Below are 26,577 nucleotides of genomic sequence, written 5' to 3' on the forward strand. Positions count from 1 at the left end.
AGCGAAAAACGGTCTAGCGTATCGTTGATCACCTTGAAGCGGTCGAGATCGAGGAACAGCACCGCGTGATCCGGCACCGGCACGCCGTCGGCGCCGGTGGCGCCACGGCCCACCTGATCCAGCGCCGAATGGAAGACGCGGCGATTGGGCAGCCCGGTGAGCGGATCCTCGGCGGCGAGACGCGCGACCCGCGCCTCCGCCTGCCAGCGCTGGGTGATGTCGGAGAGCGTATGGATGAAGCTGCCGTCGTCGAGATGGGCGGTGCGCAGCTCCAGCACGGTCCCGTCCGGCAGGATGCGCTCGCACACGGTGACGCGGCGCTGGCCCGCCGTCGTCACCTGATCGGCGCTGCCGCGCGCCGGCAGCAGGACGTCGCGCAGCTTGCCGCGGCGGGTGGTCCGCTCGGCGAGCTCGTCGAGCCGCGGCGGATGCTCGGCGCATTCGGGCGGCAGGTCGAGGAGCTCGGCGCAGCGCCGGTTGATCACCGGGATCTCGTGGCTCCGGGTGACCAGCATGATGCCCTGGCTCATGTGCTCGAGGGTGAGCCGGAGCTGCTCGCTCTTCTGCACGGCGCGCGCCTCGGAGCGCAGGATGCGGTTGACGGCGACGAGAATCAGCACGGTGAGCAGCAGGCCGACCGTGACGTGGAGCTGCAGGGTGGAGATCGCGCTCTTGTAGATGTCCGCCTTGTCGACGCCGACGCTCACCCACAACGGGTGTCCCCTCACCTTGCGGATGGTGACGAGCCGCGGGTCGTCCGACTCGGGATCGATCATGTCGAAGGTGTTGTTCGTCCCGGCCGCGATGGCGTCGTGGACCCGGGTGCCGCGCAGGTCGGTGCCGAGGCCGAGGCCCCCGGACCGGCCGCCGCTCGAACGGACGACGCCGTCGCTGCCGATCAGCGAGATCGAGGCCGACGGGCCGAGATCGATCTTGTCGTAGAACTGGGTGAGATGGGCCGGATCCAGGGACGCGACGACGACGCCGGCGAAGCTGCCGTCGGTGTTGAGGAAGCGCCGGGTGAACTGGACCGACCACTTGCCGCTGATCCGGCCGACCAGCGGCCTCGAGATGAACAGGACGTCGTCGGGGCTGTCGACATGGACCCGGTAGTGCTCGCGGTCCGACAGGTCGGTCGGCGGCGCCGGCTGCGGGCCCGCGTTGGAGGCGCGCATGATGCCCTTGGCATCGATGATGGCGACCTGGACGATGATCTCGCTCAGCACGTCGGTGGTGGCGACGATGGTGTGGTAGTCGGTCGAGTCTTTGCGGGTCTCGATGCTGCGGCGCATGTAGAGGAGCGCCTTGTCGATCTCGCCGATCGATCGCAGCACGTTCTCCTCGAACACCATGGCGAAGTTCTGGTTGGTGCGCTCCGCCTCGCGCTCGTCCGCCCGGACGCCCTCGTAATATTTCCAGGCGATGCCGGCCCACAGCATCGCGATGATGACGACGCCGAGAATCGCCGAGCTCCGCCGCTCGGCGATCAGCTTCGGCAACTGGAGAATCGGCAGCGTCATCGGACTGGTTTTCGGTGTCTTAACAGTGCGCCCCGATCTTTTTCGGTCGCCGTTTCTTTCGGCTTAACAGTCCGGGGCACGTTCGAGTCTTAGATAATTTGGACTTAAGCCCAGGGCTACGTCAGGACCGGAAACATTCGGCTTATCCTGCTGATCGAATTGTACAATTCGAAAGCCGTCAAAACCGCTCGACAGCGCCCCGGACGCGGCGGACGGCCCGACTCCGCGCCGCCCCGCAGGAACGGTCCCCGGCCGGATCATGGCCCGGGGATTGCTTCTGGAGCGGCACCCCCGCGCAGTCCCGAGCGGCATCCCCGCCCCTTTCGTCGTTCCACGAGACAAGGATCCTCGCCCGATGCACTCGACGCTTTCGAAGCGCAGCCTCGTCGTCGCCGTCGGCCTCGCCGTCCTGGCGCTCCCCTTCGGCGCGGCCCAAGCGCAGACCGCGCTCGCCGACGTCCTGAAGGCCAAGACCGTCAGGATCGGCGTCCCGACCGATTACCCGCCCTACGGCTTCGTCGGGCCGACCCTCGCGCCCATGGGCCTGGACATCGACATCGCCAACCTGATCGCCGCCAAGCTGGGCGTGAAGGCCGAGCTCGTGCCGGTGGTCAGCGCCAACCGCATCCCCTACCTGCAGACCAAGAAGATCGACCTGATCGTCTCGACCCTCGGGCGCAACGAGGAGCGGGCCAAGATCATCGATTTCAGCCACGCCTACGCGCCCTTCTACCAGGGCGTCTTCGCCCTCAAGGCGACCGAGATCAAATCCTTCGCCGATCTCGCCGGCAAGACCGTGGCGGTTGCCCGCGGCGCCATGGAGGACGAGATGCTGGCCCAGGTGGCGCCGCCGACCACCATCGTCAAGCGGTTCGAGGACCAAGCCGCCACCACGGCCGCCTTCGCGTCCGGCCAGACCCAGGTGATCGCCACCAGCGTCTCGAACATCGGCGTGCTCAGCCAGAAGAACCCCGGCCTCGGCGTCGAGTACAAGCTGCTGCTGCGCGACAGCCCGTGCTTCGTCGGCGTCGGCAAGGGCGAGGACGCGCTGCGCGGCAAGGTCAACGAGATCATCCTGGCCGCCAAGGCCGACGGCACGCTGGAGACGTTGTCGCAGAAATGGCTGAAGCGCGGCGCCGGCGAGTTGCCGCTCTGATCCGCGTGCTGTGATCCGCCCACCGTGATCCGCGCCCGGGACGGCGCGCCGCGACCGCGGCCGCCGCTCCGGTCTCCCGTCCCGGTCTCCCGCTCCGGTCCCTGCTCCGGTCCCTGCTCCGCCTTCCGGATGAAGCCATGCGCGTCGCGCTCGACTTCTGGCCCGTCCTCGTCCAATGGCCGCTCCTTCTGGAAGGCGCGGCCTGGACGCTCGGCCTCACCGCCGTCGCCGCCCTGCTCGGCTCGGCGATCGGCATCGCCTGCGCCTGGGCCCGGCTCTCCGGTCCCCTGGGCTTGCGCATCCCGGTCACCGCCTATGTCGAGCTGATCCGCAACACGCCGTTCATCGTGCAGCTCTTCTTCATCTTCTTCGGGCTGCCGGCGGCCGGCGTGAAGCTGACGCCGCTCACGGCGTCGGTGCTGGCCATGACCATCAATCTCGGCGCCTACGCGACCGAGATCGTCCGGGCCGGCATCCAGGCGACGCCGCGCGGCCAGATCGAAGCGGCCGAGAGCCTGGCGCTGAACCGGCTCCAGGTGTTCCTGCACATCGTGCTGCCGCCGGCGCTGCGCCGCGTCTGGCCGGCGCTGACCAGCCAGATCATCATCGTGATGCTCGGCTCCGCCGTGTGCGGACAGATCTCGATGGAGGAGCTGAGCCACGCGGCCAACCTGATCCAGAGCCGCAACTTCCGCGCCTTCGAGGCCTACATCCTGGCGACGCTCGTCTATCTCGGCCTCGCCGTGACGGTCCGGCGGCTGTTGTCCTGGGCCGGCCCGCGCTTCGTCTTCGGCCGCTGAGGAGAGACCCGTGGTCGAGTTCACCCTCTGGGACATCCTGCGCAACCTCTTGCTCGCGGCGCGCTGGACCGTGGTGCTGTCGCTGATCGCCTTCGTCGGCGGCGGCGTGGTCGGGCTCGCGCTTCTGGTGCTGCGGCTCGGCCGCAATCGGATCGTCGAGGTGGCGATCGCCGCCTATGTGCAGCTCTTCCAGGGCACCCCGCTCTTGATGCAGCTCTTCCTCCTGTATTTCGGCATCGCGCTGTTCGGCATCGAGACGTCACCCTGGGTAGCGGCTTGCGCCGCGCTGACCCTCTACGCCTCGGCCTATCTGACCGAGATCTGGCGCGGCTGCGTCGAGGCGATCCCGCGCGGCCAGTGGGAGGCCTCGGCGAGCCTCGCGCTCGGTTTCGGCCAGCAGCTCGTCCATGTCGTGCTGCCGCAGGCGCTGCGCATCGCCGTGCCGCCGACGGTCGGCTTCCTGGTGCAGGTCGTCAAGGGAACCGCGCTCGCCTCGGTGATCGGCTTCGTCGAGCTCACCAAGGCGGGCGGCATGATCGCCAACGTCACCTACGAGCCGCTGCTGGTCTACGGCTGCGTGGCGCTGATCTATTTCGCGCTGTGCTTCCCGATCAGCCTGTGCGCCGGCTCGCTCGAAAGGAGGCTCCATGCCGGCCGTCACTGACACTCCCGCGGACGACGCCGCCGTCGCCACGCCGCACACCGCGATCGGCGCCCCGATCCTGCGCATCACGGCGCTGCGCAAGTCGTTCGGCGCCCACGAGGTGCTCAAGGGCATCGACCTCGACGTGATGCGCGGCGAGGTGGTCGCGATCATCGGCAAGAGCGGCTCCGGCAAGAGCACGCTGCTCCGCTGCATCAACGGGCTCGAGGTGTTCCAGGAAGGCTCGCTCACGGTCGACGGCAAGCCGCTGCTGCACGACAGCGCCCAGGCGATGCGCGAGCTGCGCCAGCGCGTCGGGATGATCTTCCAGAGCTTCAACCTGTTCCCGCACCTCACCGTCGGCGGCAACGTGATGCTGGCGCCGCGGCTGGTGAAGAAGCGCAAGCCCGTCGAGAACGAGGCGCGCGCCCGGGCGCTGCTCGCCCGCGTCGGGCTCGCGGAGAAGTTCGACGCGATGCCGGATCAGCTCTCCGGCGGCCAGCAGCAGCGCGTCGCCATCGCCCGCGCGCTCGCCATGGATCCGGCCGTGATGCTGTGCGACGAGATCACCAGCGCGCTCGACCCGGAGCTGGTCGGCGAAGTGCTGCGCGTCGTCGAGAGCCTCGCCGAGGATGGCATGACGTTGCTGATGGTGACCCACGAGATGGGCTTCGCGCGAAAGGTCGCCGACCGGGTGATCTTCATGCACCAGGGCCGGGTGCACGAGTCCGGCCCGCCCGACGCGATCTTCGGCGCCCCGCAGACGGCGGAGCTGAAGCAGTTTCTCTCGTCGCTGCACGAGTGAGGGCGGCGCGCGATCGCATCGACCGACCCTCATGGTGAGGAGCGGCCGAAAGGCCGCGTCTCGAACCATGTGGCCGGCAAGCGGAGGCCGCCCTCGCACTTCGAGACGGCCGCTGCGCGGCCTCCTCAGAGGGCGGAGGAGTAATCGGCACGAGGGGTGGCGCACCGGTACGCCACCCCTCGTGTTTCGAACCAAAGACTGTCGCGCGGCCCGCCCTACTCCGCGGCGCGGCTCGCCTGCTGGGCCTTCCACGCGGGCAGGAAGCGGAACGCCTCGTCGAGTAGATGCGGCGTGTGGCGGCCGGGCGACTCCTCCAGCGCACGGGTGAAGTACTCACGCAGCGCCGGCTTGTAGTCCGGATGCGCGCAGTTCTCGATGATCACCTTGGCGCGCTGCTTGGGCGACAGGCCGCGCAGATCGGCGAGCCCCTGCTCGGTGACGACCACGTGGACGTCGTGCTCGGTGTGGTCGACATGCGTGACCATCGGGACGATGCACGAGATCGCGCCGTTCTTGGCCGTCGACGGCGTCATGAAGATCGACAGGAAGGCGTTGCGGGCGAAGTCGCCCGAGCCGCCGATGCCGTTCATGATCGCGGTGCCGCCGATGTGGGTCGAGTTGACGTTGCCGTAGATGTCGGCCTCGATCAGCCCGTTCATGGCGATGATGCCGAGCCGCCGGATCACCTCCGGATGGTTGGAGATCTCCTGCGGGCGCAGGATGACGCTCTTCTTCATCTCCTGGGCGTCGTTGTTGAAGGCGAGCGCGGCGTCGGGGCTCAGCGACACGGCGGTCGCCGAGGCGAACCGCATCTTGCCGGCCTTGATCAGGTCGAGCATGCCGTCCTGCAGCACCTCCGTGTACGCCGTCAGATCCTCGAACGGCCCCTCGATCAGGCCTCCCAGCACGGCGTTGGCGACATTGCCGACGCCGGACTGCAGCGGCAGCATGTTGCGCGGCAGGCGGCCACGCCGCACCTCGTGGGCGAGGAAGTCGAGGATGTGGCCGGCGATCAGCTTCGAGTTCGCGTCGGGCGGCGTGAACGGGCTGTTGCGGTCGCGGCTGTCGGTCTCGACCACGGCGACGATCTTGCTCGGGTCGATCGTGTAGTAGCGGTCGCCGATGCGGTCGCCCGGATTGTTGATCGGCACCGGACGCCGGTCCGGCGGACGGCGGGTGCCGTAGTAGATGTCGTGCATGCCGTCGAGGCCGGAATTGACCCACGAGTTCACCTCGAGGATCACCTTGTCGGCCTGGTCGAGCCACGTCTTGTTGTTGCCGATCGAGTTCGCCGGCAAGAGCCGGCCGTCCTCCAGCACCGCCGCGACCTCGACCACGGCGACGTCGAGGTGGCCGAGGAAGCCGAACCAGGCGTACTGGGCGACGTGGGAGAGATGGATGTCGGTGTACTCCATCTCGCCCGAGTTGATCTGCTTGCGGCAGTTCGGATCGGACTGGTAGGGCAGCCGCATCGCGAAGCCGTTGACCTTGGCGAGGGCGCCGTCGAGCTCCGGCGCCGTCGAGGCGCCGGTCCACACGCCGATCCGGAACGGCTCGCCGCGGGCGTGCGCGGCGTCGATGCGGTTCGCCAGCGCGAGCGGCACGGCCTTGGGGTAGCCGGCGCCCGTGAAGCCGCTCATGCCCACGTTCGCGCCGGGCGTGATGAGCGCTGCGGCCTCGTCGGCCGACATGATCTTCGAACGGAGGGCGGGATTGAGGATGCGGTCGGCGTTGGACATGACGTTCCGTTCGTCGTTGGGGGTTCACGGTTCTTCATTCAGCCGCCGCCGACTTATACGCGCCCTCCTGGCTCAACCATCCGACGAACAACTTACTGGTGCCGTTCGAATATCTCCCATGCGCCGGCCGCGCGCGATCAGGGGTGGAACCGCGTTCGCGGCTCGCGTCCCGGCAGGTCCGCCGCCGCGAAACTGATCACGTTGCCCGTTGCGGCCGCAGTTCCGGCTCCGAACCATTCGAATGCGCGTTAACGGATGCTCAAATCAGGTCCAGTACCGTCACGTGTGATCTGGCCTCCGGACGGAGCGGAACGCCGTCGCGGCGTCGCGCCCGCCGGAGCGCGTCGCCGCGCGCCCGGCCGGGCCGCGTGCATTCGTCGAAAGGCGTGTGGACAACATGGCCGAGTCGTCGCGTCTGATCGACGAACTGGACGAGACCCTGACGACCGGCACGGCGGCCGACCGGGCCCGGCTCCTCCAGCGGGTCACGGATCTGTTTCTCGACGGCGCCGTGCAGTATTCCGACGAGCAGGTCGCGGTGTTCGACGACGTGCTCGGCCGCCTCCTGGTCGACATCGAGGATAGCGCCAAGCGCGAGCTCGCCCGCCGGCTCGCCGGCGCGCCGGTGTCGCCGCCGCGGGTCACCCGCAGCCTTGCCCTCGACGAGGCGCCGGCCGTCGCCGCCCCGATGCTGATCCACGCCGACAGCCTCGACGAGGCCGACCTCGTCGCCTGCGCCCGCGCCGGAAGCCAGGTGCATCTCCTGGCGATCACCAAGCGGCCGGTGGTGAGCGAGCCGATCACCGACGTGCTGGTGACGCGCGGCAGCGACATGGTGGTGCGCAGCGTCGCCGACAACGCGGGCTCGCGGTTCTCCGAGGAAGGATTCGAGGCGCTGGTGGAGCGCGCCGACGGCGACGACGTGCTGGCGACCCGGATCGGCCGACGGTCCGATCTGCCGCGGCACCATTTCGTCCGCCTGCTCGCCAAGGCGTCCGACGCGGTGCGGACCCAGCTCCAGGACGGCCACGCCGAGCAGCCCGGCGACATCCGCAGCATCGTGGCCCGCGTCACCCACGCGATCGCGGCCCGCACGGCCGCCGAATCGACCGACTACGCGGCGGCCACCGCCGAGGTCGCGGCGCTGGAGAAGGCCGGCGGCCTGACCGAGACGGCGACGCGGCGCTTCGCGAAGGCTGGCAAGTTCGAGCACACGGCGGCGGCGCTGGCGCGCCTCGCCGACCTGCCGCTGCCGACCGTCGAGCGCATCCTTCTGCAGAACCGCGCCGAGTCGCTCCTGTTCATGGCGAAGGCGCTCGGCTTCGGCTGGACCACCACCCGCACCGTCCTGCAGGTGCGGCACGGCGACCAGGCCGGCCCCGGCGGGCACGACCAGGATCTCGACCTCCTGAAGTCGAGCTTCGAGCGGATCAAGCGGACGACCGCCGAGCAGGTCCTCGACTTCCAGCGGACCCGTCACGACCACGCCTGACCGTCGGTCGTTCCGGCCGCTCGCCGCCCGCGGCGATCGACGTGCGGGCCGCGGCGCCGGCTTGCGCGCCAGCCGTCGCGCCCGAGGTCGCCTGCGCCTGCCGCAGGCGGGCGAGCCGCGCGGCGTCCTGCTTGCGCCCCCAGCCGACATGCCAGACGACCGCCGCGACGATCGCGCCGTCGACCAGCCAATGGAACAGCCCGATCGGCCAATTTTCCATAAGCGGCTCCCGCTGCAATATCCAACCCGAAACGACTATGCTGCCGTGCCTCGCTATATTGAGGCACCCCTCGGAAGCACTTGCAACAGAAGCCTATATAACGGATTGATGGCATAGCCATTTGTCTGGGCTTATATAATATCATTATTTGGTTATTTACCTTGCGGCATGGCTTTCGTGGGAGACTCCGCCATCACCGATCCCTGACATCGGAGCTGCGCCGTGTCCTCCCTGCTGTCGCGCATTCGCATCCTCACGAAGATCATCGGCCTGATCGGCCTGCTCGCGATCGCCGCGGCCGCCATCGTGGTGGTCGCCGTCGACGCCATGTCGGAGCTGCGGGACGCCGCACGGGCGACCGACGTCGCCGGCGACAAGGCCGTGCTGGGCTCGCGCCTCAACACGGCTTTCACGGCGATCGGCCGGGCCGAGGCGATGCTGGTCGCCGATCCGCGCCCCGCGGTGATCAGGGACGCGGCCGAGCAGCTCCGGGCCGAATGGACGCTGGTCGACGAGCGCATCGCCCTGCTCGCCCGGATGGCGGCGAGCGACGACGACCGGCGCTATCTCGCCGAGCAGGGGCCGCTGATCGAGACGCTGCGGCGCGCCTCCGCCGACGTCGTCGGGTTCGCCGAGAAGCTCGGCGCGGCGCCGACGCCGGAGCAGCGCGCCGAGCTTCTGGCGCTGGCGGCGAAGAGCCGCGACGCCCAGGGCCAGGCGCGCAACCGCACCCGGGTCTATTTCGCCGAGCTGGAGAAGCTGAAGCTGCGCCTTTCGGAGGCCGCGCAGGCGACCTACACGGCCGGCACCCGCACCATCCTCGGCATCGCGGCCGTCGGCATCGGCGCCGCCCTGGTGCTCGGATTTCTCGCCGCCCGCTTCGGCATCGTGAAGCCGATCCTCGACATGACGGCGGCCATGACGGCGCTGGCGCGCGGCGTGTTGACCACGACCGTCCCGGGCATCGGCCGCGGCGACGAGATCGGCACAATGGCGAAGGCCGTGCAGGTGTTCAAGGACAACGCCATGGAGAACGAGCGGCTGAAGCAGGAGCAGATCGCCGCCGGCGAGGCGGCCGACCGTGCACGGCGCGCCGCCGTGCTCGAGATGGCGCGTAATGTCGAGCGCCAGTCGCTCGACGCGATCAGCGGCATCGGCGACGTCTCACGTCAGGTCGGCGGCACGGCCACCGGGATGGCGACCCGGGCTGTCGCGGTCGGCGAGACGGCGCGCGGCGTCGCGACCTTCGCCGACCAGGCCAAGACGACCGCCGAGGCGGTCGCCGCCGCCGCCGAGGAGCTGTCCTCGTCGGTGCAGGAGATCACCGACCAGATCGCCCGGACGGGCGCCGCGACTCACGACGCCGTCGCGGCCGGAGAGGACGCGCAGGCGAAGATCCGCTCGCTATCGGAGGCGGTGGCGCGCATCTCGGAGGTGTCGCACGTGATCAGCGACGTCGCCGAGCAGACCAACCTGCTGGCGCTGAACGCCACCATCGAGGCGGCCCGCGCCGGCGAGGCCGGCAAGGGCTTCGCCGTGGTGGCCAGCGAGGTGAAGGCGCTGGCCGGCCAGACCGCCCGCTCGACCGACGACATCAACCGCCACGTCCAGAACATCCGTGCCGCCACCGAGGCGGCCGTCAAGGCCGTCGAAGAGATCGGCGAGCGCATCCGCGGTATCGACGGCATCACGGGGGCGGTCGCCGCGGCCGTCGAGGAGCAGGGCGCGGCGACGCGCGAGATCGCCCGCAGCATCCAGCAGACCAACGCGGCCGCCCACGCGGTCGCGACCCGCATCGCGCAGGTCTCGGCCGAGACCGATCAGGTCGGCCACGCCTCGATCGAGGTGCGCGAGGCGGTCGCCGGCATGAGCCGCGAGATCGACGCCCTGCACGGGCGCATCGCGACGCTGGTGAAGTCCGCTCAGCCCGAGGCGGCGTGACCGCTTCGGCCTACGCTCTCGCGCCGGGCGAGCCGAGCAGACGCCCGAGGATCAGGACGTGGCGCCTTCGTTACACCTCTCCCCAGCGGGGAGAGGTCGGAGTTCGCGCCGAAGGCGCGAACTCCGGGTGAGGGAGTGCCGCCCTCTCGATAACCAACCGGCGTCGGCCCCCCCTCACCCCGACCCTCTCCCCGCCGGGGAGAGGGAGCCACGCCGCACTCGCCTATCGTCCGAGGACACCCGCACCGCAGATCGACGCGCCGTCCATTTTGCTGTCCCCCCGTGCGTATCAGGCCGTCCGCCCCCACCTGATCACTTCAGCCTGATGCGCCCTTCGACGCCGGTCGTCACGGTGCCGAGGCGGCGCAGATGGACCATCACCTCGTTGGCGAGCAGCGGCGAGTCGTCGGTCGGCAGCAGGTGCTTGGCGTCGCGCACCATCGCGTAGCCGTCACCGCCACGGGCGATGAAGTCGTTGACGGCGACCGTGTAGGTGCGCCGCGGGTCGAGCGGCTTGCCGTCGACCAGGATCGACAGCACCCGGCTGCCGACCGGCTTCGACACGTCCGCCTCGATGGTGAGGCCGGACACCTGCGGGAAGCGGCCGGAGGCGTCGGGCAGCTTGGCGAGACCGTGCTCGATCGCCTCGCGCAGCTCGGTGCCGCCGATCTCGACCGGAACGACACGGTTGGAGAAGGGCAATTCGGCCAGCACGTCGCGGCGCGTCACGGCGGAGCCCGCCGGATACACCCGGCCGGACCGAATGCCGCCGCCGTTGAGGATCGCCGCCTCGGTCTTCATGGTGGCGCGCACCGCGTCGGCGAAGACGTTGCCGATCGCCGCCTCGCGGGTCCGCACCGTCGCGCTGCGGGCGTCCCACTCGACCGCCGTGGTGGCGAGCGGCACGTTCATCTCGTTGGCGAGCTCGGCCTGGAATCCCTTCACGGCGGCGGCGACCGCCGGGTCGGGCGTCACGGTCGCGGTGTCGACGATGCGGAACTGCGGCCACCACGCCATCGCGCGGCGGCCTTCCGTGGTCGTCGTCACCGTCACGTCGACGTCGACGGCGGTGACGTAGAGCGCCTCGTAGCTCGACTCGACCAGCGCGGCGTTCTGGTCGTAGCTGATGAACAGGTCGTGGTTGTGCCCGCCGAGCACGAGATCGACGACGCCGGTCGCCAGCATGGCGCGCTGCTGGTCGCGGTCGGCGTGGACGACGGCGACCACGAAGTCCGCACCATCACGGCGCAGCGCCGCCGCCTGCTCCTTCAGCGTGTCGACCGAATCGCGGAACACGCGGTCTTCGGGATTCGAGGCGCGCGGCGTGTCGTCGTAGGTGAGGCCGACGAGGCCGATCTTCACCCCGTCGACCGTGACGATTTTGCGGTCCTGGAAGCCGGGGAGCGTCGCGTCGCCGGGCGCACGCAGGTTCGCGGCATAGAGCGGGAAGCGCGCCTCGCCCATGCGCTTGAGAAACACCGCCTTGCCGAAGTCGAACTCGTGGTTGCCCGGCACGAAAATGTCGGGCGCCACCATGTTGGTGAGCGTCACGATATGGGCGCCTTGGTCGAGCCCCGACATCAGCGACGGCGACAGCGTGTCGCCCGCATGGGCGAAGATGACGGTGCCGCCGCCCGCCGCCGCCTTGGCGCGCTCGGCCTTCACGACCGCGGCGAGACGGGCGAAGCCGCCCCGCGTCTTGCCGTCCTGCATCTGCTGGTCGGCCATCTCGTAGATGTCGTTCACCAGCACGAAGGTGATTTTCGCGGCGTGTGCGGGCGCCGTGATCAGCAGGACGAGCGTCGAGAGAACGGCGACACGAAGAAGGCGAGCGAACGTGATCATGGGGCTCCCAGATGGCGCAGACCCCGATCTCCGCTCGTCCCCGCGCAGGCGGGGACTTAGGGGCCATGCGACGGGCGACACGACCCGTCGCTCTGGAGTCCCGCTTGCGCGGGACCCGAGCGAAGCATGGGGTGAACTCGGCGGACGATGCTCTACCGCGTTTCGCCGGCCGCGCAAGCCACCCGACCAGGGGACCTCAACGCACCGACGAGAGAATGCGCCGGGCGCGGCGGAGAATCGGCTCGTCCACCATGCGGCCGTCGACCGCGAAGGAGCCCCGCCCCTCGCGCGCCGCCGCCTCGGCCGCCTCGACCTGGCGGCGGGCGAGGTCGACCTCGGCGCCGGTCGGTGCGAAGGCGGCATTGAGCACCGGCACGATCGCCGGATGCACGCAGGTCGCCCCGGTGAAGCCGGCGCGCCGCGAGGCGAGCGCGACGGCGCGCACCGCCTCCGGGTCGCGGAAATCGGCGACCGTGCCCAAGAGCCCGAGCGGGGCGACGCCGGCGGCCGCGCAGCCGATCACCATCTGTCGCTTGATCATCGCCACGGTGTCGTCGTCGGGCGCGCAGCCGAGCTCGGCGGCCAGATCCTCGGCCCCGCACAGCAGGCCGGCGACGCGCGGCGAGGCGGCCGCGATGGCGGCGATCAGCGGCACCGCCTCGGCGGTCTCGATGATCGGCACGATGACGGTGCCGCGCCCTCCGTCCGGCACCGGCGCGAGGACGTCGAGCAGCTCGGCAAACAGCGTCACGTGCTCGGGTCCCATCGCCTTGGTCAGCACGAGGCCGTCGGCGCCGGCGGCGACCGCCGCCTCGGCGTCCCGCACCGCCTGCGACAGCGGCCGATTGATCCGCACCAGCACCTGGGACGACCCCTGGCGGACGATCCCGATCGACTCGGACAGCGCCGCGCGGGCCGCCTCCTTGGCGGCGGCCGGCACCGAATCCTCGAGGTCGAGGATCACGGCGTCGGCGCCGGCCTGCGGCGCCTTCTCGACGAAGCGCCGCACATTGGCGGGGACGTACATCAGCGAGCGCCACGGCGCGGCGCATCCGGTCTTCGACATCGTGTCTCCCCCGCGGACGGCGCCGCGGCGCCGCCCGCCTCCTCTCACGTCATTGCACCGTGATGCCGGCGGACCGGATCAGGTCGCCCCAGCGCACCACCTCGGACTGGATCAGCTTGCCGAACGCCTCCGGCGTCATCGGCGTCGCCTCGGCGCCCTCCTGGTCGAGCCGCTTCTTGACCGCCGGCGTGTCCAGGATGGCGTTGATCTCGGTGTTGAGCCGTCCGACGATCTCGGGCGGCGTGCCGGCCGGCGCGGCGATGCCGTACCACGGCCGCACGTCGAAGCCGGGCGCCACCGTCTCGGCGACGGTCGCGAGCTCGGGCAGCGTCGTCATCCGCTTCGGGCTCGACACGCCGATGGCGCGCAGGAGACCCTGCTGGACCAGCGGCATCACGGTCGGGGCGCCGCCGATCGTCAGCTCGACCACGCCGGCGACCAGATCGGTGAGCCCCTGCGCCAGCCCGCGATAGGGCACGTGCTCCATCTGCACCCCGGTCGCCTGCAGGAAGGCGAGCATCACGATGTGGCCGGCACTGCCGTTGCCGGCCGAGCAGTAGCGCAGCTTGTTCGGATTCTTTCGCGCGAACGCGACGAGCGAGGGCAGGTCGCGGAACGGCTGCGAGGGATGCACCACCATGACGTTGGTGACGGCCGCGATCATGGCGACCGGGGAGAAGTCCTTCACCGGGTCGTAGGCGAGCTTGGGATAGATCGCCGGATTGACCGCGAGCGTGCCGATATGGCCGAGCAGCAGCGTGTAGCCGTCCGGCGCGGCGCGCGCGACCGTGGTCGAGCCGAGCGAGCCGCCGGCACCGGAGCGGTTGTCGACCACGACGGTCTTGCCGAGCCGCGGCCCGAGCTGATCGGCGATGGCGCGGCCGAGCGTGTCGTTGGCGGCGCCCGGCGGGAACGGCACGATCAGCTTGATGTTCTGCGACGGCCAGGGCTCGCCCTGGGCCAGCGCAGGGGCAACCGGGCCGGCCGCGAGCATCGCGGCAGCCCCGGCCAAAAGATCGCGGCGCCTCATTCGGCGGCGTCCGCACCGCGGCCGGCGAGCCGGCGCCGCTCGTCGGCCCCGAAGCCGAGCTCCGCCAGAATCTCCTCGCCGTGCTCGCCGAAGCGCGGCGCCAGCCGCGAGGCGGGAACGCCGGTGTTGGAATATCGGTTCGGGTGTCGCAACCCCAGCATGCTTTCCTCCTGGCCGTTTTCGTTGTTCTGGATTTCGTCGGTCAGCACGCCGGAGCCGCGCAGCTGCGGATCGTCGAGCAGGCTCTGCAGCGTGTGATAGGGCATCGCCGGCACGTCGTGACGGCGGAGGATCTCGACCCATTCGGCCGTGGTCCGCTCCCGCATCGCCTCCGCCCGGATGGCGAAATACGCGCGGACATGGACGACGCGCGACGCCACGCTCGCGAAGCGCGGGTCGTCCTTCAGCTCGGGCCGGCCGATGGCGTCGAAGAAGGCGCGCATCTGCGCGTCGGTGTTGGCGGAGACGCAGATATAGCCGTCGCGCGTCTGCAGCGGCCGCGCGTCCGGGTTCATGATGCGCGGATCGCCCATGTGGCCGTCGGGATCGAAAGTGCGCTGGTCGAGATGCTCGGACAGCACGAAGGCGGCCGCGTTCTCGAACATCGGCACCTCGATCGCCTCGCCGACGCCGGTGCGCTGCCGCCCGAGCAGCGCCGCGCAGATCGCCTGCGCGGCGACGATGCCGACCAGATGGTCGGTGAGCACGAAGGGCGCGAAGCGCGGCTCGCCCAGCACCTCGGCGTGGCAGGCGGCGACGCCCGACAGGCCCTGGATGATGGTGTCGTAGGCCGGCACGCCGGCATAGGGCCCGCCGGTGGCGAAGCCCGAGATGGTGCAGTGGACGATGCGTGGATTGATCGCCGCCATCGCCGCGAAGGTGAGGCCGAGCGACTGGAGGGCCCGCGGCCGCATGTTGGAGACGAAGACGTCGGCGGTGGCGACCAGGCGCGCCATCACCTCGCGGCCCTCGTCCGACTTCAGATCGAGCACGATCGACCGCTTGTTGCGGTTGAAGTGCAGGAACTTCGGCGACATGCCGGGTTTTCGCGGGCGGCCGCCGAGGCGGCGCATCAGATCTCCCTCGGGCGGCTCGATCTTGATCACGTCGGCGCCCTGCTCGGCGAGCATCAGGGTCGCCACCGGCCCGACCACCACGCCGGTGGTGTCGAGCACTCTGATCCCGGCGAGCGGACCGCGCGGCTCGCCGTCGGACGTCTTGTCTGTCGCTGTGATCATTCCGGGCTCCCCGGCTCGGCTGCCGCCTCGCCCTGGGTGAGGACGCGGCCGCGCTCGTCGACCGACCACAGCGACACCCGCCCGTCCGGCTCCCAGCGGCTGCGCAGCTCGGCCTTGCGGCCGAGGAAGAACGGCCGGACATTGCGCAGGCTGATCCGCCCGAGCCTGCCGCCCGGCAGGTTCCGCTTGGCGAGCTCGCACAGCTTCAGCGCGGTCAGCCCACCGTTGACGACGAGGTTCGGATAGCCCTCCTCGCCCTGCGTGTAGGGCGTGTCGTAGTGGATGCGGTGGGCGTTGAACGTGATGGCCGAGTAGCGGAACAGCGTGGTCGCGTCGGGCACGAAGCTCTCGCGGTCGTTCGGCTCGGGCAGTTCCTCGGCCGTCTCCACCGCGGCCGCCTCGCCCGCCGGCTTCTGCGCCGCGCTCGCCTCCTCGCGATAGACGATGTCCTGCTCCTCGATCACGGCCGGCGTGCCGTCCGCCGCGATGACGTGCTCGACGCGCACGAACACCATCTCGCCCGAGCGGCCGCGCTTCGGCGTGATCGCCGCGATGGTCGAGGTCCGGCGCAGCGACGCCCCGATGCGGATGGGCGCCAGGAACCGCAGCCGGCGCCCGGCGAACATGCGGCGCGGCAGCGCCACCGGGGGGAGGAAATCACCGCGCCGCGGGTGGCCGTCCGGGCCGAGCTGCGACTGCACGGCGAGCGGCGTGAAGAAGGCGACATGCCAGCCCTCGGGCACGCTGGCGCCGGTCCGGAACGCCGCCGGGTCGCGGTCGAGCAGCGCCGCGACGCGCTGCACCAGCACGGCCGCAGCCTCGTCCTCGGCGACCTCCTGGCGGCCGACCCAGCCCTGCAGGGTGTCGGTATCAGCGCGGGCGGGTTCGGTCAGGGTCGCGCTCATCGGGGCTCCTCGTGGTTTTCCGGAAGACTGCGACAGGGTGCGGCGCACCGTCCAATGCAACGAGATGACAACTCGATGCATCACATGCATCATCGCGCCATGTATCTCGACCTCCCCGGCCTGGACGCCTTCATCGCCGTCGCCGACCTCGGCTCGTTCCACCGCGCCGCCACCCGGCTCGGCATCAGCCAGCCGGCGCTCACCCGCCGGCTGCAGCGGCTGGAGCAGATCGTCGGCCAGAAGCTGCTGGTCCGCCGCGCCCAGCCGGTGCGGCTCACCCCCGCCGGCGCCGCGCTGCTGCCCGAGGCGCAGGCCGCGATCGGCCGGCTGCGCGACGCCATGCGGCGCGCCGGCGACCTGAGCCGCGGCCACGACATCGCGGTTGGTTGCCTGCCGACGCTCGCGGTGCGCTACCTCGCTGGCGCGCTCGCCCGCCACCGGCAGGGCTGGCAGGGCGGCGAGATCACGGTGTTCGACCTCTCCGCCACCGAGATCCGGGCCATGCTGGAGCAGAACCGGCTCGACTTCGCGCTCGCCGCCATCGGCTCCGAGCCGTGGGAGATCGAGTGCATCCCGCTCGCCGAGGAGCCGTTCTTTCTCGTCTGCCCGCGCGGCCACCGGCTCGCCGGGCGCAGCGCCGTCTCGTGGGACGAGCTCGACCGCGAGCCGCTCGTCTCGATCGGCCCGCTGAGCGAAAACCGCCGCATCATCGAGGCCGGCCTCGCCCAGACCCGGGTCGAGGCGAGCTGGCGCATCGAGGTGCGGCATCTCTCCACCGCCGTGGCGCTGGTCGCCGCCGGCGCCGGGCTGACGGCGCTGCCCGAATCGGCGCTCGCCGGTGCCGCCGCGGCGGGCGTCGTCGCCGTGCCGCTGCGCCGGCCGGCGCTCACCCGCACCATCGGCCTGATGCGGCGGCGCGACCGCATGCTGTCGGGCGCCGCCCAGGACCTGATGGACGACATCCTGCGCACCTTCGGCCGTGATCAGGACCATGGCACCGCCGGCTCGCCCGAGGGCCGCGCCGACGCGCCGGATGGCGACGCTCCCGCGGCGGCGTGCTAGATCACGTCGTCACATTGCTCATCTCCGCTCATTCCCGCGCAAGCGGGAATCCAGGGGCCACGAGTCGAGCCGCCCCTGGGTCCCCGCCTTCGCGGGGACGAGCGGAACCGTTCAGTCGCAACGTCTCGTCGCCGAGGTGCTCCTGATGGCCGCCATCGATCCTGTTCTGGTCGCCGCCGTGCCGCTGTTCGCCGGCATGCCGCCGAAGGAACGCGAGGCGCTGCTGCAGGAGGCGCAGCCGGTGCGCTATCCCAAGGGCACGACCGTGTTCCAGCAGGACGCCGACGCGCATTCCTTCTTCGTGCTGCTGCACGGCCGTCTGCGCGTCTTCAAGCTGACCCAGGACGGCCAGCAGGTGGTGGTGCGCTTCGTCGCGCCCGGCGAGGTGTTCGGCGTCGCCTCGGCGATCGGCCGCACCACTTATCCAGGGACCGCCGTGGCGGTGGTCGACTCGATCGCGCTGCAATGGCCGTCCGGCTCGTGGGCCCGGCTCGTCGCGGCGCATCCGTCGCTCGCCACCAACACGCTGCAGACGGTCGGCGGCCGCATCCAGGAGCTCCACACCCGCGTCGTCGAGATGTCGACCGAGCAGGTCGAGCGCCGCGTCGCCCACACGCTGCTGCGCCTCGCCCAGCAGGCCGGCAAGAAGGTCGAGACCGGGGTGCGCATCGACTTCCCGATCTCGCGCCAGGACATCGCCGAGATGACCGGCACCACGCTGCACACGGTCAGCCGCATCATCAGCGCCTGGGAGGACCGCGGCCTGGTCGAGAGCGGCCGTCAGAAGATCACGGTGCGCGAGCCGCACCAGCTCCTGCTGATCGCCGACGACGCAGAGAAGTGATCAGGACGCCGCGCGACGCGAGATCGCTGCGCGCCGATGCCGGAAAACGTCGTCATGGCCGGGCTCGTCCCGGCCATCCACGTATCGCACGCTGCCGAGGGCACGAGACGTGGATGCCCGGCACGAGGGCCGGGCATGACGATTCAGATGGCATCCCACTGATTCAGTCGCTGGTCATTCCGGGGCGGCGCGCAGCGCCGAACCCGGAATCCAGCCGAGGACGCAGAGTTTGCCGCTGGATTCCGGGTTCGCAGCTCCGCTGCGCCCCGGAATGACGAGGCTCGCCCTCACCCGCGCTCGGCCGCCTGCTCGCCGGCCATCGGCGGCGGGGGGAAGCCGAGTGCCGGCGCGACGGCGGCCGCGTGCAGCGCGGCGAGAAAGCGGTCGAGATCGACGCCGTGCTCGCGGGCCGCGTCGGCGAGCGTGTGGAAGCTCGCGATCGGGCAGCCGACGCAGCGCATGTGAAAGTCGAGGAAGACGCGCAGCGTCGCCGGGGCGTCGGAGAGGACGTCCGCGACCAGGCGGTTCGGTCGGATCGTCATGAGAAGCCTCCTCGCGCCGTTGCGACCCTGCCGTTCTAAGGCGAGCGGCGGAAACGCTCTTTGTCCGGGCACAAGCTGTCGGCGGAACGGTGCGATCGCACGGCAGTTTGTGCCCCGGCAAAGACCGCCGCGGCCCGCCGCGCCATGGTCGCCGCGTCACCGCGAGGTTCGTCATGACGCTCACCGTCCCGACTGTCGAAACGCTCCATCCCGGCGTGTTGGATCCCGGCGTGCTGGATCCCGATGTCCTCGATCCACTCACCGACGTGATCGATCCCGAGATCGGGCTCAGCGTCGTCGATCTCGGCCTCGTCTACGAGGCGCGGCGCTCGGCCGAGGCCGTGACGGTCGCGCTCACCCTCACGGCACAGGCCTGCCCGCTCGGCGAGATGATCCTCGCCGACGCGCGTGAGGCCCTCGCGGAACGCTTTCCGTCGATCCCACGGATCGACGTCGCCCTGGTCTGGGACCCGCCCTGGGATCCGGACCGCATCACCGACCGCGGCCTCGAACTGCTCGGCCGCCCACCGCGAACCCGCTGAGGATTTTTCGATGACCACCGAGACCGCGACCAAGGAGATTCTGATCGACGTCCGGGCGCTGCCGCCCGGCACCTGCCGCAGCGCCATTATCCGCACCATAACGGACCTGCCGACCGACACCGATCTGGTGGTCGCGGCGCCGCACGATCCGGCGCCGCTGCGCGAGTATCTCGACGTCGCCCACCCGGACGCGTTCGGCTGGAGCTATCTGGAGGAAGGCCCCGATGTCTGGCGCGTCCGCATCCATCGTCTCGCCGCCTGAAGTGACACGCGCGACGTCCCCGGCGCCCACCGTGGCGCCGGCGGCGGCACCCGGCGCGGCCCACGCCGCGGCGCCGGCGCCCCGGATGGCGCTGCGCGCAACCCTGCTCGCCTGCGGCATCGTCGCCATGGCGTGCGGCCTGTGGGGCGGGCTCTATCGGCTCGGCTTCGACCTGCCGCACGCGGCGAACGCCGCCGCCCTGCATGGCGCGCTGCTGATCTGCGGCCTGTTCGGCACCGTGATCGGGCTCGAGCGCGCCGTCGCCTTCGGGCGCACCTGGGGCTACGCCGCGCCGGCCTGCGCGGCGGCCGGCTCGGTGCTGCTGCTCGCCGGCGCACCGATTCCGATCGGCGCCGCCGCCTACGCCGTGTCGGCCGCGCTGCTGCTCGGCGTGACGCTCGTGATCACGTCGCGCCAGCGCACCCTGTTCAACGCGACGCTCGCGGCCGGCGCGCTCTCGTGGCTGGCCGGCACGCTGCTCTGGGCCGCCGGCGCCGACATCCCCGCCGTCTCCGGCTGGTGGATCGGCTTCCTCGTCCTCACCATCGCGGGCGAGCGGCTCGAGCTCGGCCGGCTGATGGCGAAGAAGCGCGGCAGCGAGATCCTGTTCGTGGCGGGCGTCGTCCTCCTCGCGACGGGCGCGATCCTGACCCTCTCCGCGACGCTCGGCGCCGCCGTCTACGGCCTCGCGCTGCTGGTGCTGGCGGTCTGGCTCGCCCGCCACGACGTGGTCCGCCACACCCTCCGCCAGACCGGCCAGACCCGTTTCATGGCGGCCTGCATGGCGGCCGGTTATCTCTGGCTCGGCATCGCCGGCGCGCTCCTGATCGCGATGCCGCCGTCGACCACCACATTCGGCTACGACGCCGCCCTGCACGCCGTGCTGATCGGCTTCGTGCTGTCGATGGTGTTCGGCCACGCGCTGATCATCCTGCCCGCCGTGGCACGGGTGCGGATCGCCTATCGGCCGTGGTTCTATCTCCCGCTGGCCGTCCTGCACCTCGCGGTGGCGCTGCGGGTCGGCGGCGACATTTTGGCCGAGGACGCGGTCCGGGCCTGGAGCGGACCGCTGACGCTTCTCGCGCTCGTCGGCTTCGTCGGCCTGATCGTCGGCGGCATCGTGCGCAAGCGCCCGGCGGCACGCGCCGGGGCCGCTGTCGGCGCCGTCAGGCCCGCGCCAGATGCGAGCGCCGCTCCTCGCGCCGCCCGGTCGGCTCCGTCCACACGCCCGCACCCTGCAGGTTGGCGAGGAAGCGCCGTGCGCTCTCTTCCCAGGTGAGCGTCATCGCATAGGCCCGGCACGGCTCCGACCGGATGTCGAGCGCGGCCAGGCACGCGGCGCGCAAGTCCTCGTCCAGCACGGCGACCGGCGCGTCGCCGACCACGTCCTGCGTCGCGGCGACCGGCAGGCCGGCGACCGGCAGGCCGCTCGCCAACGCCTCCAGGAGCACCAGCCCGAACGTGTCGGTGCGGCTCGGGAACACGAACACGTCGGCCGCCGCATAGATCTCGGCCAGCGCCTCGCCGTGCCGCTCGCCGAGGAAATGCGCGTCCGGATAGGCCGCGGCGAGCGCCGCACGGGCCGGGCCGTCGCCGACCACCACCTTGCTGCCGGGCAGGTCGAGCGCCAGGAACGCCTCGAGGTTCTTCTCGACCGCCACCCGTCCGACGCTGAGGAAGACCGGCCGCGGCAGCCCGAGGTCGCGTCCCGGCCGCGGCCGAAACAGCGTCACGTCGACGCCGCGCGGCCAGCGCATCACCTTGCGGAAGCCGCGGCCCTGCAGCTCGGCGACGAGCGAGGGGGTCGCCGCCATGGTGGCGCAGCCGGCGTTGTGGAACCAGCGCAGCCAGCTCCAGGTGAGGTCGGCCGGGATCGGCCAGCGCGCCGCCGCGTAGTCCGCGAGGCGGGTGTGGAAGCTCGTCGTGAAGCGCCGGCCGGTGCGCAGGCAGTGCCGTCGCGCCAGATGGCCGATCGGCCCCTCGGTCGCGATATGGACGATGTCGGGCCGGATCGCGTCGATGCGGCGGGCGATCGCGCCGGGCGGCGGCACCGCGAGCCGGATCTGCGGGTAGCTCGGCAGCGCCACGGTGCGCAGGCCCTCGGGGGTGAGGAAGTCGATCGAGGCGCCGAGCGTCTCGACGGCCCCGGCGAGCGAGCGCAGGGTGCGCACGACGCCGTTGACCTGCGGGTGCCAGGCGTCGGTCGCGATCAGGATTCGCATGAGGCCCTCCGACGTCCCGGCCCGCAGTCCGCTCGACGATGCCGCATCCCGATTCATCCCTCGTTGTCCCGCTGGTCTATGACGCCGCCTTGACGGGACCGTGACGGCCGCCCGCCGGCGCGGCGTGCACGCGATGCCGGTCCGGTCTGCGACGCCGAGATCCGTGACGGGCGCGCCGCGGCGTGCTACGTGCCGGCCTCCCTGTCGTGTCTCTGTCGCACGGCTGTGAAACATCCGGATCCGCCGGGCGCGATGCCGCGCGACCCGGGCCTTCGGCCGGCCAGAAAAACACGTGTGACGAAGACCTTGCTGAAACCAGGACCCGACCCCGTCGCGCCGGGCGAGCCCTCCCGCGGCGACGATCCGGCGGCGCTGTCCGGCGATCCGCCGGGCGTCGAGACGCCGGGCGTCGAGTTGCCGGGCGTCGAGTTGCCGGGCGCCGATGTGGCGGCGCGGTCGTCCGCCGGCCCCGCCTGGCTCGCGCCGGTGCGGGCCGCCCTCGCCCGGGTGCGATGGAACTGGGTCGGCGCCGCGCTCGCCTGCACGATCATCGGCATCTCGGCGGTCGTGCTCTACAACGTGCTGCACGACATCGATCTCGACAAGATCCGGGTCGGGCTGAGGAACATCCCGCCCGAGAACCTGGTCAAGGCCGGCCTCTGCGTCGCCATGGCCTATGCGACGCTGACCCTCTACGACTGGTTCGCGCTGCGCACGCTCGGCATTCGCAACGTCCCGTACCGGGTCGCCGCGATGGTGAGCTTCACCAGCTACACGATCGGCCACAACATCGGCGCCACCGCCTTCTCGGCCGGCGCGATCCGCTGGCGCATCTACTCGGCCTACGGGCTGCGGCTCATCGACGTGGCGAAGATCTGCTTCATCACCGGCCTGACCTTCTGGCTCGGCAACCTCGCCGTGCTCGGGCTCGCGATGATCTACGATCCGGTTGCGGTCGGCGCCGTCGACCAGCTCGCCCCGGCCGTCAACCGGCTGATCGGCATCGCGCTCCTGATCGGGCTCGCCGGGTGGGTGTTCTGGGTGTGGGGCGCGCCACGCACCCTCGGGGTCAAGAAGCTCAACGTGCGGCTGCCGGGCGGCCGCTCGACGCTGCTGCAGATCGGCATCGGCATCACCGACCTGACGTTCTGCTCGCTCGCCATGTTCATGCTGGTGCCGGCCGAGCCGCACATCCACTTCTTCACGCTGGCCGGCATCTTCATCGCCGCGACGCTGCTCGGCTTCGCCAGCCACGCTCCCGGCTCGATCGGCGTCTTCGACGCCGCCATGCTGGTCGGCCTCGCCTTCTTCGACAAGGAGCAGCTGATCGCCGGGCTCCTGATCTTCCGGCTGATGTATTTCGTCGTGCCGTTCGCCGCCTCGCTCACCATCATGGGAATTCGCGAGGCCGTGCTGGCGGCGCGCCGCCGCAAGGCCATGGAGGCGCCGTAGGGCGCGTCCTGTCGTCTGGTCGGAGCGAGGCCGGGTGCCGCGGGATCAGTCGCGCGGGCGCGAGATCAGTCGCGCGGGAACGGCAGGTCCGGCCGCGCGACCACGGGCAGCGGCCAGTCGGGCGGCGGCGGCAGCGGGCCGGTGAGCACCGCCTTCGGGATCTCGGGCCGCAGGATCCAGTCGAACTTTCGCGCACCCAGCGTGCCGCCGTCCTTCAGCGGCAGCCCCTCGATGCACACCATCCGCTCCGGCCGCATCAGCGGCGCCGCGGGATCGTCGATCCACTCCGGCACCAGCCACAACCTGCCGTCGTGCCGCACGGCCGCGCACTGGGCGAGCGAGCCGTCGTCCTTGAACTTGACGATGACCGAGTAGATTTTCTGGTCGCTGATCTTCTGGTCGTTACAGTTCCGGCCGACCGCCGCCATTGCACCGTCTCCCCCGCCGCGCAAACCGGGCGCGCGGCCTGGCCTTGTCCCGGCGAAACGCTAGCCCCGGCTCGGCACGGCCGCAACGTCGCCGGTCATGCGATGTCGTCGATGGAAACCTTCAGGGCGGCCGCGATCTTCTTGAAGGTGGCGATCGAGCCGTCCCGCGTTCCCGTCTCGATCTGCGACAGATACGCGGCCGTGATCCCGGCGGCGGCGGCGAGATCCTTGACCGTCATGCCGCGGAACTCGCGCCAGACCCGCACCTTGTTCTCGCCGTCGAGGATGCGGTTCGCGAACGCAGCCGGGATGGCCTCGTCCTCGCCGGCTGCGATCCGGCTCTTTGCGGCGTCGTAGGCGCGGACGTCCGCGGCGTCTTCGGCAGCCTCGGTCAGGCGCTCGTATTCCTCGAGAGGGATGACGGCGAGTCGGTCGCCGCTCGGGCTCGTGATGATGGCAGGCTTGTTCATCGTCCTTCCTCGTAGATGCTGCCGCGCGGACCGATGTCGATGATGTCCATGACGACGCCGTCCTGGTCGAAGATCACCCGATAGTCTCCGACCCGGAGCCGATAGCCGTCACGGCCCTGGAGCCGCTTGACGTTGTTCGCGAGACTCGCCGGGTCCGCCGCGTATTGCTCGATCTTCGACCGGATCAAGCGCACCGTGCTCGGCGGCATCCTCAGCAGCGCCCGCAGGGCCGATTTTCTGTAGGCGACGAGCATACCGGAAGAATAGCGAAACGCTAGGCGCCGCGCGATCGGAAATAGCGATCTGCTATGACACAGCCGGAGACGAAAGGGGCTCGCTCGGCCGGACCGGCGGCTGCTCGTCGGTTGCACCGGCACGTCGGCCCTGCAAGAAAATGACTGGACGACCCGCCCGCGACGGACGAAAACCCCACCGCCGAACTTCTGGGAGACATTTCATGACCAAGCGCCTGCTCGCTGCGCTCGCCCTCGGCGCCGCGATCGCCCCCGGCGTCCTGCTGCCGCCGCCCGCCGCCGCCCAGTCCTACAAGCCCGAATACAAGGTCTCCACGGTGCTCGGCGCGCCGTTCCCGTGGGGCGTGTCGGCGCAGCGCTGGGCCGACCTCGTCAAGGAGCGCTCGCAGGGCCGCATCAACCTCAAGGTCTATCCGGGCGCCCAGCTGGTCGGCGGCGACCAGACCAAGGAATTCACCGCGATGCGCCAGGGCGTCATCGACATGGCGGTCGGCTCGACCATCAACTGGTCGCCCCAGGTGGCCGAGCTGAACTTGTTCGCCCTGCCGTTTCTGATGCCCGACCACAAGGCGATCGACGCCATCACGGGCGGCGAGGCCGGCAGGACGCTGTTCGACGTCGTCGCCAAGAAGGACGTGGTGCCGCTCGCCTGGGGCGAGAACGGGTTTCGCGAATTGTCCAACTCGAAGCGCGACGTGCGCACCCCGGCCGATCTCAAGGGCCTGAAGATCCGCGTCGTCGGCTCGCCGCTGTTCAACGAGACCTTCACGGCGCTCGGCGCCAACCCGACCCAGATGAGCTGGGCCGACGCCCAGCCGGCGCTCTCCACCGGCGCGGTCGACGGCCAGGAGAACCCGCTCGCCGTCTATGTCGCGGCCAAGCTCAACACGGTCGGCCAGAAGCACCTGACGCTGTGGGGCTACGTCGCCGACCCGCTGATCTTCGCGGTGTCGAAGCCGGTGTGGGACACGTTCTCGGCGGAGGACCAGAAGCTCCTGCGCGAGACCGCGCTGGAGGCCGGCGCCTACAGCAAGCAGCTCGCCCGCACCGGCATCACCGAGACGGATCCGGCGACCCTGAAGGCGATCGAGGCGCTCGGCGTCACCGTGATCCGCCTGACGCCGGCCGAGCAGAAGGCGTTCCAGGACGCCACCAAGGCCGTCTACGACAAGTGGAAGGCCCGCATCGGCGCGCCCCTCGTCGACGCCGCCGAGAAGGCCGTGGCGGCGCGGAAGTGATCTTAGATCGATCGCCAAGGCTCGTCAGGTCGCCCCCCTCCCCACCCCTCCCCCACAAGGGGGGAGGGAGCCGGCTGCGGCTCCTGGCAGACGATTTAAGCACCTCAGCTCCATTTCATGCCGACCTCCCGCATGAGAGCGATCCGCCTCTATCGTTCCCTCCCCCCTTGTGGGGGAGGGACAGGGAGGGGGGTGGCCGCGGTCGACGGCCCTCGTGAGTCCGGGAACGCGGCCGAGCACCTTCGTCATGACTGAAAATCCCGATCCGTTCGTCACCAAGGACCCGCCCGTGCGGGTGCCGCTCACGTTCGAGAAGGTCTTGGCCGCCGCCGCGATGGCGGCGCTGTGCCTGATCACGCTCGGCAACGTCATCGCGCGATACCTCACCAACTACTCCTTCGCCTTCACAGAGGAGTTTTCCATCGCCCTGATGGTGGTGGTGACGCTGCTCGGCGCCGGCATCGCCACGGCGGCCGACCGGCAGATCCGCATCGTCTTCTTCACCAGCCTGCTGCCGCGCACGGCCGAGAAGATCGCCGAGGTGATCGCGAGCCTCGCCACCATGGCGATGTTCGGCCTGCTCGTCTGGCTCGGCGCCCGGCTGGTCTGGGACGAGTACCGCTTCGAGGTGACGTCGCCGGGGCTGGGCGAGCCGCAATGGATCTACACGGCCGCGCTGCCGCTCCTCTCGCTCGCCGTGATCGCCCGCGCGATCGGCCACCTGATCCGGGTGCTGCGCGCAAAGCGTCGGCCGAGCCACGACCTGATCGAGCCCCTGTGATGAAGGCCGCGCTTTCGAGGACGACGCTCGGCACGGCGCCCGCGCTCCCTCTCCCCGCGTGCGGGGAGAGGGTCGGGGTG

The 26,577-nt window shown here is 70.7% G+C and carries 26 protein-coding genes; 14 read left to right on the top strand and 12 right to left on the bottom strand.

What is annotated here, in order from left to right; all coding sequences use genetic code 11:
• On the bottom strand, positions 1 to 1,520 hold a 1,520-nt coding region (locus tag ABTU92_RS25785), incomplete at its 3' end, for a PAS-domain containing protein (protein WP_408094467.1).
• A gap of 355 nt (positions 1,521 to 1,875) precedes the next feature.
• On the opposite strand from ABTU92_RS25785, the gene ABTU92_RS25790 reads away from it, so the two are divergent.
• The 4 genes from ABTU92_RS25790 to ABTU92_RS25805 all read left to right on the top strand — a co-directional run bounded on the left by ABTU92_RS25790 (position 1,876) and on the right by ABTU92_RS25805 (position 4,924).
• Positions 1,876 to 2,676 (top strand): transporter substrate-binding domain-containing protein, encoded by an 801-nt coding sequence (locus ABTU92_RS25790; protein WP_408094468.1) that lies wholly within the window; start codon positions 1,876 to 1,878, stop codon positions 2,674 to 2,676.
• A gap of 137 nt (positions 2,677 to 2,813) precedes the next feature.
• Positions 2,814 to 3,476: an amino acid ABC transporter permease gene (locus ABTU92_RS25795; RefSeq protein ID WP_408094469.1), complete on the top strand. Its 663-nt coding sequence runs from the start codon at positions 2,814 to 2,816 to the stop codon at positions 3,474 to 3,476.
• Positions 3,477 to 3,486: 10 nt separating this feature from the next.
• Positions 3,487 to 4,140 (top strand): amino acid ABC transporter permease, encoded by a 654-nt coding sequence (locus tag ABTU92_RS25800; protein WP_408094470.1) that lies wholly within the window; start codon positions 3,487 to 3,489, stop codon positions 4,138 to 4,140.
• Positions 4,124 to 4,924: an amino acid ABC transporter ATP-binding protein gene (locus ABTU92_RS25805; RefSeq protein ID WP_408094471.1), complete on the top strand. Its 801-nt coding sequence runs from the start codon at positions 4,124 to 4,126 to the stop codon at positions 4,922 to 4,924. Before ABTU92_RS25800 ends, ABTU92_RS25805 begins: the two co-directional genes overlap by 17 nt.
• Positions 4,925 to 5,139: 215 nt before the next feature.
• Here ABTU92_RS25805 and ABTU92_RS25810 read toward each other — a convergent pair whose 3' ends face one another.
• Entirely contained in the window at positions 5,140 to 6,663 is a 1,524-nt protein-coding gene (locus ABTU92_RS25810; RefSeq protein WP_408094472.1) for an acetyl-CoA hydrolase/transferase family protein, read from the bottom strand.
• 397 nt (positions 6,664 to 7,060) lie between these two features.
• On the opposite strand from ABTU92_RS25810, the gene ABTU92_RS25815 reads away from it, so the two are divergent.
• Together ABTU92_RS25815 and ABTU92_RS25820 are read left to right on the top strand one after the other, a co-directional pair.
• A complete protein-coding gene (locus ABTU92_RS25815; RefSeq protein WP_408094473.1) occupies positions 7,061 to 8,155 on the top strand; it encodes a DUF2336 domain-containing protein in 1,095 nt (364 codons plus the stop codon).
• A 442-nt stretch (positions 8,156 to 8,597) separates the two neighbouring features.
• Positions 8,598 to 10,316, top strand: a complete 1,719-nt coding sequence (locus ABTU92_RS25820) for a methyl-accepting chemotaxis protein (RefSeq protein ID WP_408094474.1) — start codon at positions 8,598 to 8,600, stop codon at positions 10,314 to 10,316.
• Positions 10,317 to 10,628: 312 nt separating this feature from the next.
• Here ABTU92_RS25820 and ABTU92_RS25825 read toward each other — a convergent pair whose 3' ends face one another.
• The 5 genes from ABTU92_RS25825 to ABTU92_RS25845 all read right to left on the bottom strand — a co-directional run bounded on the left by ABTU92_RS25825 (position 10,629) and on the right by ABTU92_RS25845 (position 16,400).
• Positions 10,629 to 12,161 (bottom strand): bifunctional metallophosphatase/5'-nucleotidase, encoded by a 1,533-nt coding sequence (locus tag ABTU92_RS25825; protein WP_408094475.1) that lies wholly within the window; start codon positions 12,159 to 12,161, stop codon positions 10,629 to 10,631.
• Between the two features lie 196 nt (positions 12,162 to 12,357).
• Positions 12,358 to 13,227, bottom strand: coding sequence for an HpcH/HpaI aldolase/citrate lyase family protein (locus ABTU92_RS25830; RefSeq protein ID WP_408094476.1), 870 nt, complete (start codon positions 13,225 to 13,227; stop codon positions 12,358 to 12,360).
• Positions 13,228 to 13,276: 49 nt separating this feature from the next.
• Positions 13,277 to 14,257 (bottom strand): Bug family tripartite tricarboxylate transporter substrate binding protein, encoded by a 981-nt coding sequence (locus ABTU92_RS25835; protein WP_408094477.1) that lies wholly within the window; start codon positions 14,255 to 14,257, stop codon positions 13,277 to 13,279.
• A complete protein-coding gene (locus ABTU92_RS25840) occupies positions 14,254 to 15,495 on the bottom strand; it encodes a CaiB/BaiF CoA transferase family protein (RefSeq protein WP_408094478.1) in 1,242 nt (413 codons plus the stop codon). Before ABTU92_RS25840 ends, ABTU92_RS25835 begins: the two co-directional genes overlap by 4 nt.
• The gene (locus ABTU92_RS25845; protein WP_408094479.1) at positions 15,492 to 16,400 is read right to left on the bottom strand and encodes a MaoC family dehydratase N-terminal domain-containing protein; all 909 of its coding nucleotides are present in this window, start codon (positions 16,398 to 16,400) and stop codon (positions 15,492 to 15,494) included. Before ABTU92_RS25845 ends, ABTU92_RS25840 begins: the two co-directional genes overlap by 4 nt.
• 75 nt (positions 16,401 to 16,475) lie before the next feature.
• Between ABTU92_RS25845 and ABTU92_RS25850 the strand changes: the two genes are divergently transcribed.
• A complete protein-coding gene (locus ABTU92_RS25850) occupies positions 16,476 to 17,462 on the top strand; it encodes a LysR family transcriptional regulator (RefSeq protein WP_408094480.1) in 987 nt (328 codons plus the stop codon).
• 145 nt (positions 17,463 to 17,607) lie between these two features.
• Positions 17,608 to 18,306, top strand: a complete 699-nt coding sequence (locus ABTU92_RS25855; RefSeq protein ID WP_408094481.1) for a Crp/Fnr family transcriptional regulator — start codon at positions 17,608 to 17,610, stop codon at positions 18,304 to 18,306.
• Between the two features lie 287 nt (positions 18,307 to 18,593).
• Here ABTU92_RS25855 and ABTU92_RS25860 read toward each other — a convergent pair whose 3' ends face one another.
• Entirely contained in the window at positions 18,594 to 18,848 is a 255-nt protein-coding gene (locus tag ABTU92_RS25860; protein ID WP_408094482.1) for a DUF1858 domain-containing protein, read from the bottom strand.
• A 173-nt stretch (positions 18,849 to 19,021) separates the two neighbouring features.
• Between ABTU92_RS25860 and ABTU92_RS25865 the strand changes: the two genes are divergently transcribed.
• The 3 genes from ABTU92_RS25865 (at position 19,022) to ABTU92_RS25875 (ending at position 20,931) form a co-directional block, all read left to right on the top strand.
• The gene (locus tag ABTU92_RS25865; protein ID WP_408094483.1) at positions 19,022 to 19,390 is read left to right on the top strand and encodes a metal-sulfur cluster assembly factor; all 369 of its coding nucleotides are present in this window, start codon (positions 19,022 to 19,024) and stop codon (positions 19,388 to 19,390) included.
• Positions 19,391 to 19,400: 10 nt separating this feature from the next.
• Positions 19,401 to 19,652, top strand: coding sequence for a DUF2249 domain-containing protein (locus tag ABTU92_RS25870; RefSeq protein WP_408094484.1), 252 nt, complete (start codon positions 19,401 to 19,403; stop codon positions 19,650 to 19,652).
• 85 nt (positions 19,653 to 19,737) lie between these two features.
• A complete protein-coding gene (locus tag ABTU92_RS25875; protein ID WP_408094485.1) occupies positions 19,738 to 20,931 on the top strand; it encodes a hypothetical protein in 1,194 nt (397 codons plus the stop codon).
• On the opposite strand, the gene ABTU92_RS25880 is transcribed toward ABTU92_RS25875, so the two are convergent.
• Entirely contained in the window at positions 20,819 to 21,874 is a 1,056-nt protein-coding gene (locus ABTU92_RS25880) for a glycosyltransferase family 4 protein (protein ID WP_408094486.1), read from the bottom strand. The two genes, ABTU92_RS25875 and ABTU92_RS25880, sit on opposite strands and share 113 nt — an antisense overlap.
• Positions 21,875 to 22,168: 294 nt before the next feature.
• On the opposite strand from ABTU92_RS25880, the gene ABTU92_RS25885 reads away from it, so the two are divergent.
• The gene (locus ABTU92_RS25885) at positions 22,169 to 23,326 is read left to right on the top strand and encodes a YbhN family protein (protein WP_408094487.1); all 1,158 of its coding nucleotides are present in this window, start codon (positions 22,169 to 22,171) and stop codon (positions 23,324 to 23,326) included.
• A gap of 65 nt (positions 23,327 to 23,391) precedes the next feature.
• Here ABTU92_RS25885 and ABTU92_RS25890 read toward each other — a convergent pair whose 3' ends face one another.
• From ABTU92_RS25890 to ABTU92_RS25900, 3 genes are all read right to left on the bottom strand, one after another.
• On the bottom strand, positions 23,392 to 23,754 hold the full coding sequence (locus ABTU92_RS25890; RefSeq protein WP_408094488.1) for a hypothetical protein: 363 nt from the start codon (positions 23,752 to 23,754) through the stop codon (positions 23,392 to 23,394).
• 95 nt (positions 23,755 to 23,849) lie between these two features.
• Entirely contained in the window at positions 23,850 to 24,224 is a 375-nt protein-coding gene (locus ABTU92_RS25895) for a helix-turn-helix transcriptional regulator (RefSeq protein ID WP_408094489.1), read from the bottom strand.
• Complete coding sequence (locus ABTU92_RS25900; RefSeq protein WP_408094490.1) at positions 24,221 to 24,478, bottom strand: type II toxin-antitoxin system RelE family toxin; 258 nt, start codon at positions 24,476 to 24,478, stop codon at positions 24,221 to 24,223. The genes ABTU92_RS25895 and ABTU92_RS25900 overlap by 4 nt, the downstream gene beginning before the upstream one ends.
• 203 nt (positions 24,479 to 24,681) lie before the next feature.
• Between ABTU92_RS25900 and ABTU92_RS25905 the strand changes: the two genes are divergently transcribed.
• Positions 24,682 to 25,716 carry a DctP family TRAP transporter solute-binding subunit gene (locus ABTU92_RS25905; RefSeq protein ID WP_408094491.1) on the top strand — a complete coding sequence of 345 codons (1,035 nt, stop codon included), beginning with the start codon at positions 24,682 to 24,684 and terminating at the stop codon, positions 25,714 to 25,716.
• Positions 25,717 to 25,963: 247 nt separating this feature from the next.
• Positions 25,964 to 26,497 carry a TRAP transporter small permease gene (locus ABTU92_RS25910; RefSeq protein ID WP_408094492.1) on the top strand — a complete coding sequence of 178 codons (534 nt, stop codon included), beginning with the start codon at positions 25,964 to 25,966 and terminating at the stop codon, positions 26,495 to 26,497.
• Positions 26,498 to 26,577 lie beyond the last annotated feature (80 nt).

The organism is Rhodoplanes sp. SY1 (genome assembly GCF_046000175.1).
GTDB lineage: Bacteria > Pseudomonadota > Alphaproteobacteria > Rhizobiales > Xanthobacteraceae > Rhodoplanes.

Bases quoted from the DNA above. Each gene is read 5' to 3' on its own strand.
- ABTU92_RS25795 (WP_408094469.1), top strand. From the start codon at position 2,814: ATGCGCGTCGCGCTCGACTTCTGGCCCGTCCTCGTCCAATGGCCGCTC.
- ABTU92_RS25805 (WP_408094471.1), top strand. From the start codon at position 4,124: ATGCCGGCCGTCACTGACACTCCCGCGGACGACGCCGCCGTCGCCACG.
- ABTU92_RS25790 (WP_408094468.1), top strand. From the start codon at position 1,876: ATGCACTCGACGCTTTCGAAGCGCAGCCTCGTCGTCGCCGTCGGCCTC.
- ABTU92_RS25880 (WP_408094486.1), bottom strand. From the start codon at position 21,874: ATGCGAATCCTGATCGCGACCGACGCCTGGCACCCGCAGGTCAACGGC.
- ABTU92_RS25810 (WP_408094472.1), bottom strand. From the start codon at position 6,663: ATGTCCAACGCCGACCGCATCCTCAATCCCGCCCTCCGTTCGAAGATC.
- ABTU92_RS25840 (WP_408094478.1), bottom strand. From the start codon at position 15,495: ATGATCACAGCGACAGACAAGACGTCCGACGGCGAGCCGCGCGGTCCG.
- ABTU92_RS25860 (WP_408094482.1), bottom strand. From the start codon at position 18,848: ATGACGATCCGACCGAACCGCCTGGTCGCGGACGTCCTCTCCGACGCC.
- ABTU92_RS25865 (WP_408094483.1), top strand. From the start codon at position 19,022: ATGACGCTCACCGTCCCGACTGTCGAAACGCTCCATCCCGGCGTGTTG.
- ABTU92_RS25825 (WP_408094475.1), bottom strand. From the start codon at position 12,161: ATGATCACGTTCGCTCGCCTTCTTCGTGTCGCCGTTCTCTCGACGCTC.
- ABTU92_RS25905 (WP_408094491.1), top strand. From the start codon at position 24,682: ATGACCAAGCGCCTGCTCGCTGCGCTCGCCCTCGGCGCCGCGATCGCC.
- ABTU92_RS25910 (WP_408094492.1), top strand. From the start codon at position 25,964: ATGACTGAAAATCCCGATCCGTTCGTCACCAAGGACCCGCCCGTGCGG.
- ABTU92_RS25850 (WP_408094480.1), top strand. From the start codon at position 16,476: ATGCATCACATGCATCATCGCGCCATGTATCTCGACCTCCCCGGCCTG.
- ABTU92_RS25895 (WP_408094489.1), bottom strand. From the start codon at position 24,224: ATGAACAAGCCTGCCATCATCACGAGCCCGAGCGGCGACCGACTCGCC.
- ABTU92_RS25815 (WP_408094473.1), top strand. From the start codon at position 7,061: ATGGCCGAGTCGTCGCGTCTGATCGACGAACTGGACGAGACCCTGACG.
- ABTU92_RS25900 (WP_408094490.1), bottom strand. From the start codon at position 24,478: ATGCTCGTCGCCTACAGAAAATCGGCCCTGCGGGCGCTGCTGAGGATG.
- ABTU92_RS25830 (WP_408094476.1), bottom strand. From the start codon at position 13,227: ATGTCGAAGACCGGATGCGCCGCGCCGTGGCGCTCGCTGATGTACGTC.
- ABTU92_RS25855 (WP_408094481.1), top strand. From the start codon at position 17,608: ATGGCCGCCATCGATCCTGTTCTGGTCGCCGCCGTGCCGCTGTTCGCC.
- ABTU92_RS25875 (WP_408094485.1), top strand. From the start codon at position 19,738: ATGGCGCTGCGCGCAACCCTGCTCGCCTGCGGCATCGTCGCCATGGCG.
- ABTU92_RS25870 (WP_408094484.1), top strand. From the start codon at position 19,401: ATGACCACCGAGACCGCGACCAAGGAGATTCTGATCGACGTCCGGGCG.
- ABTU92_RS25835 (WP_408094477.1), bottom strand. From the start codon at position 14,257: ATGAGGCGCCGCGATCTTTTGGCCGGGGCTGCCGCGATGCTCGCGGCC.
- ABTU92_RS25845 (WP_408094479.1), bottom strand. From the start codon at position 16,400: ATGAGCGCGACCCTGACCGAACCCGCCCGCGCTGATACCGACACCCTG.
- ABTU92_RS25890 (WP_408094488.1), bottom strand. From the start codon at position 23,754: ATGGCGGCGGTCGGCCGGAACTGTAACGACCAGAAGATCAGCGACCAG.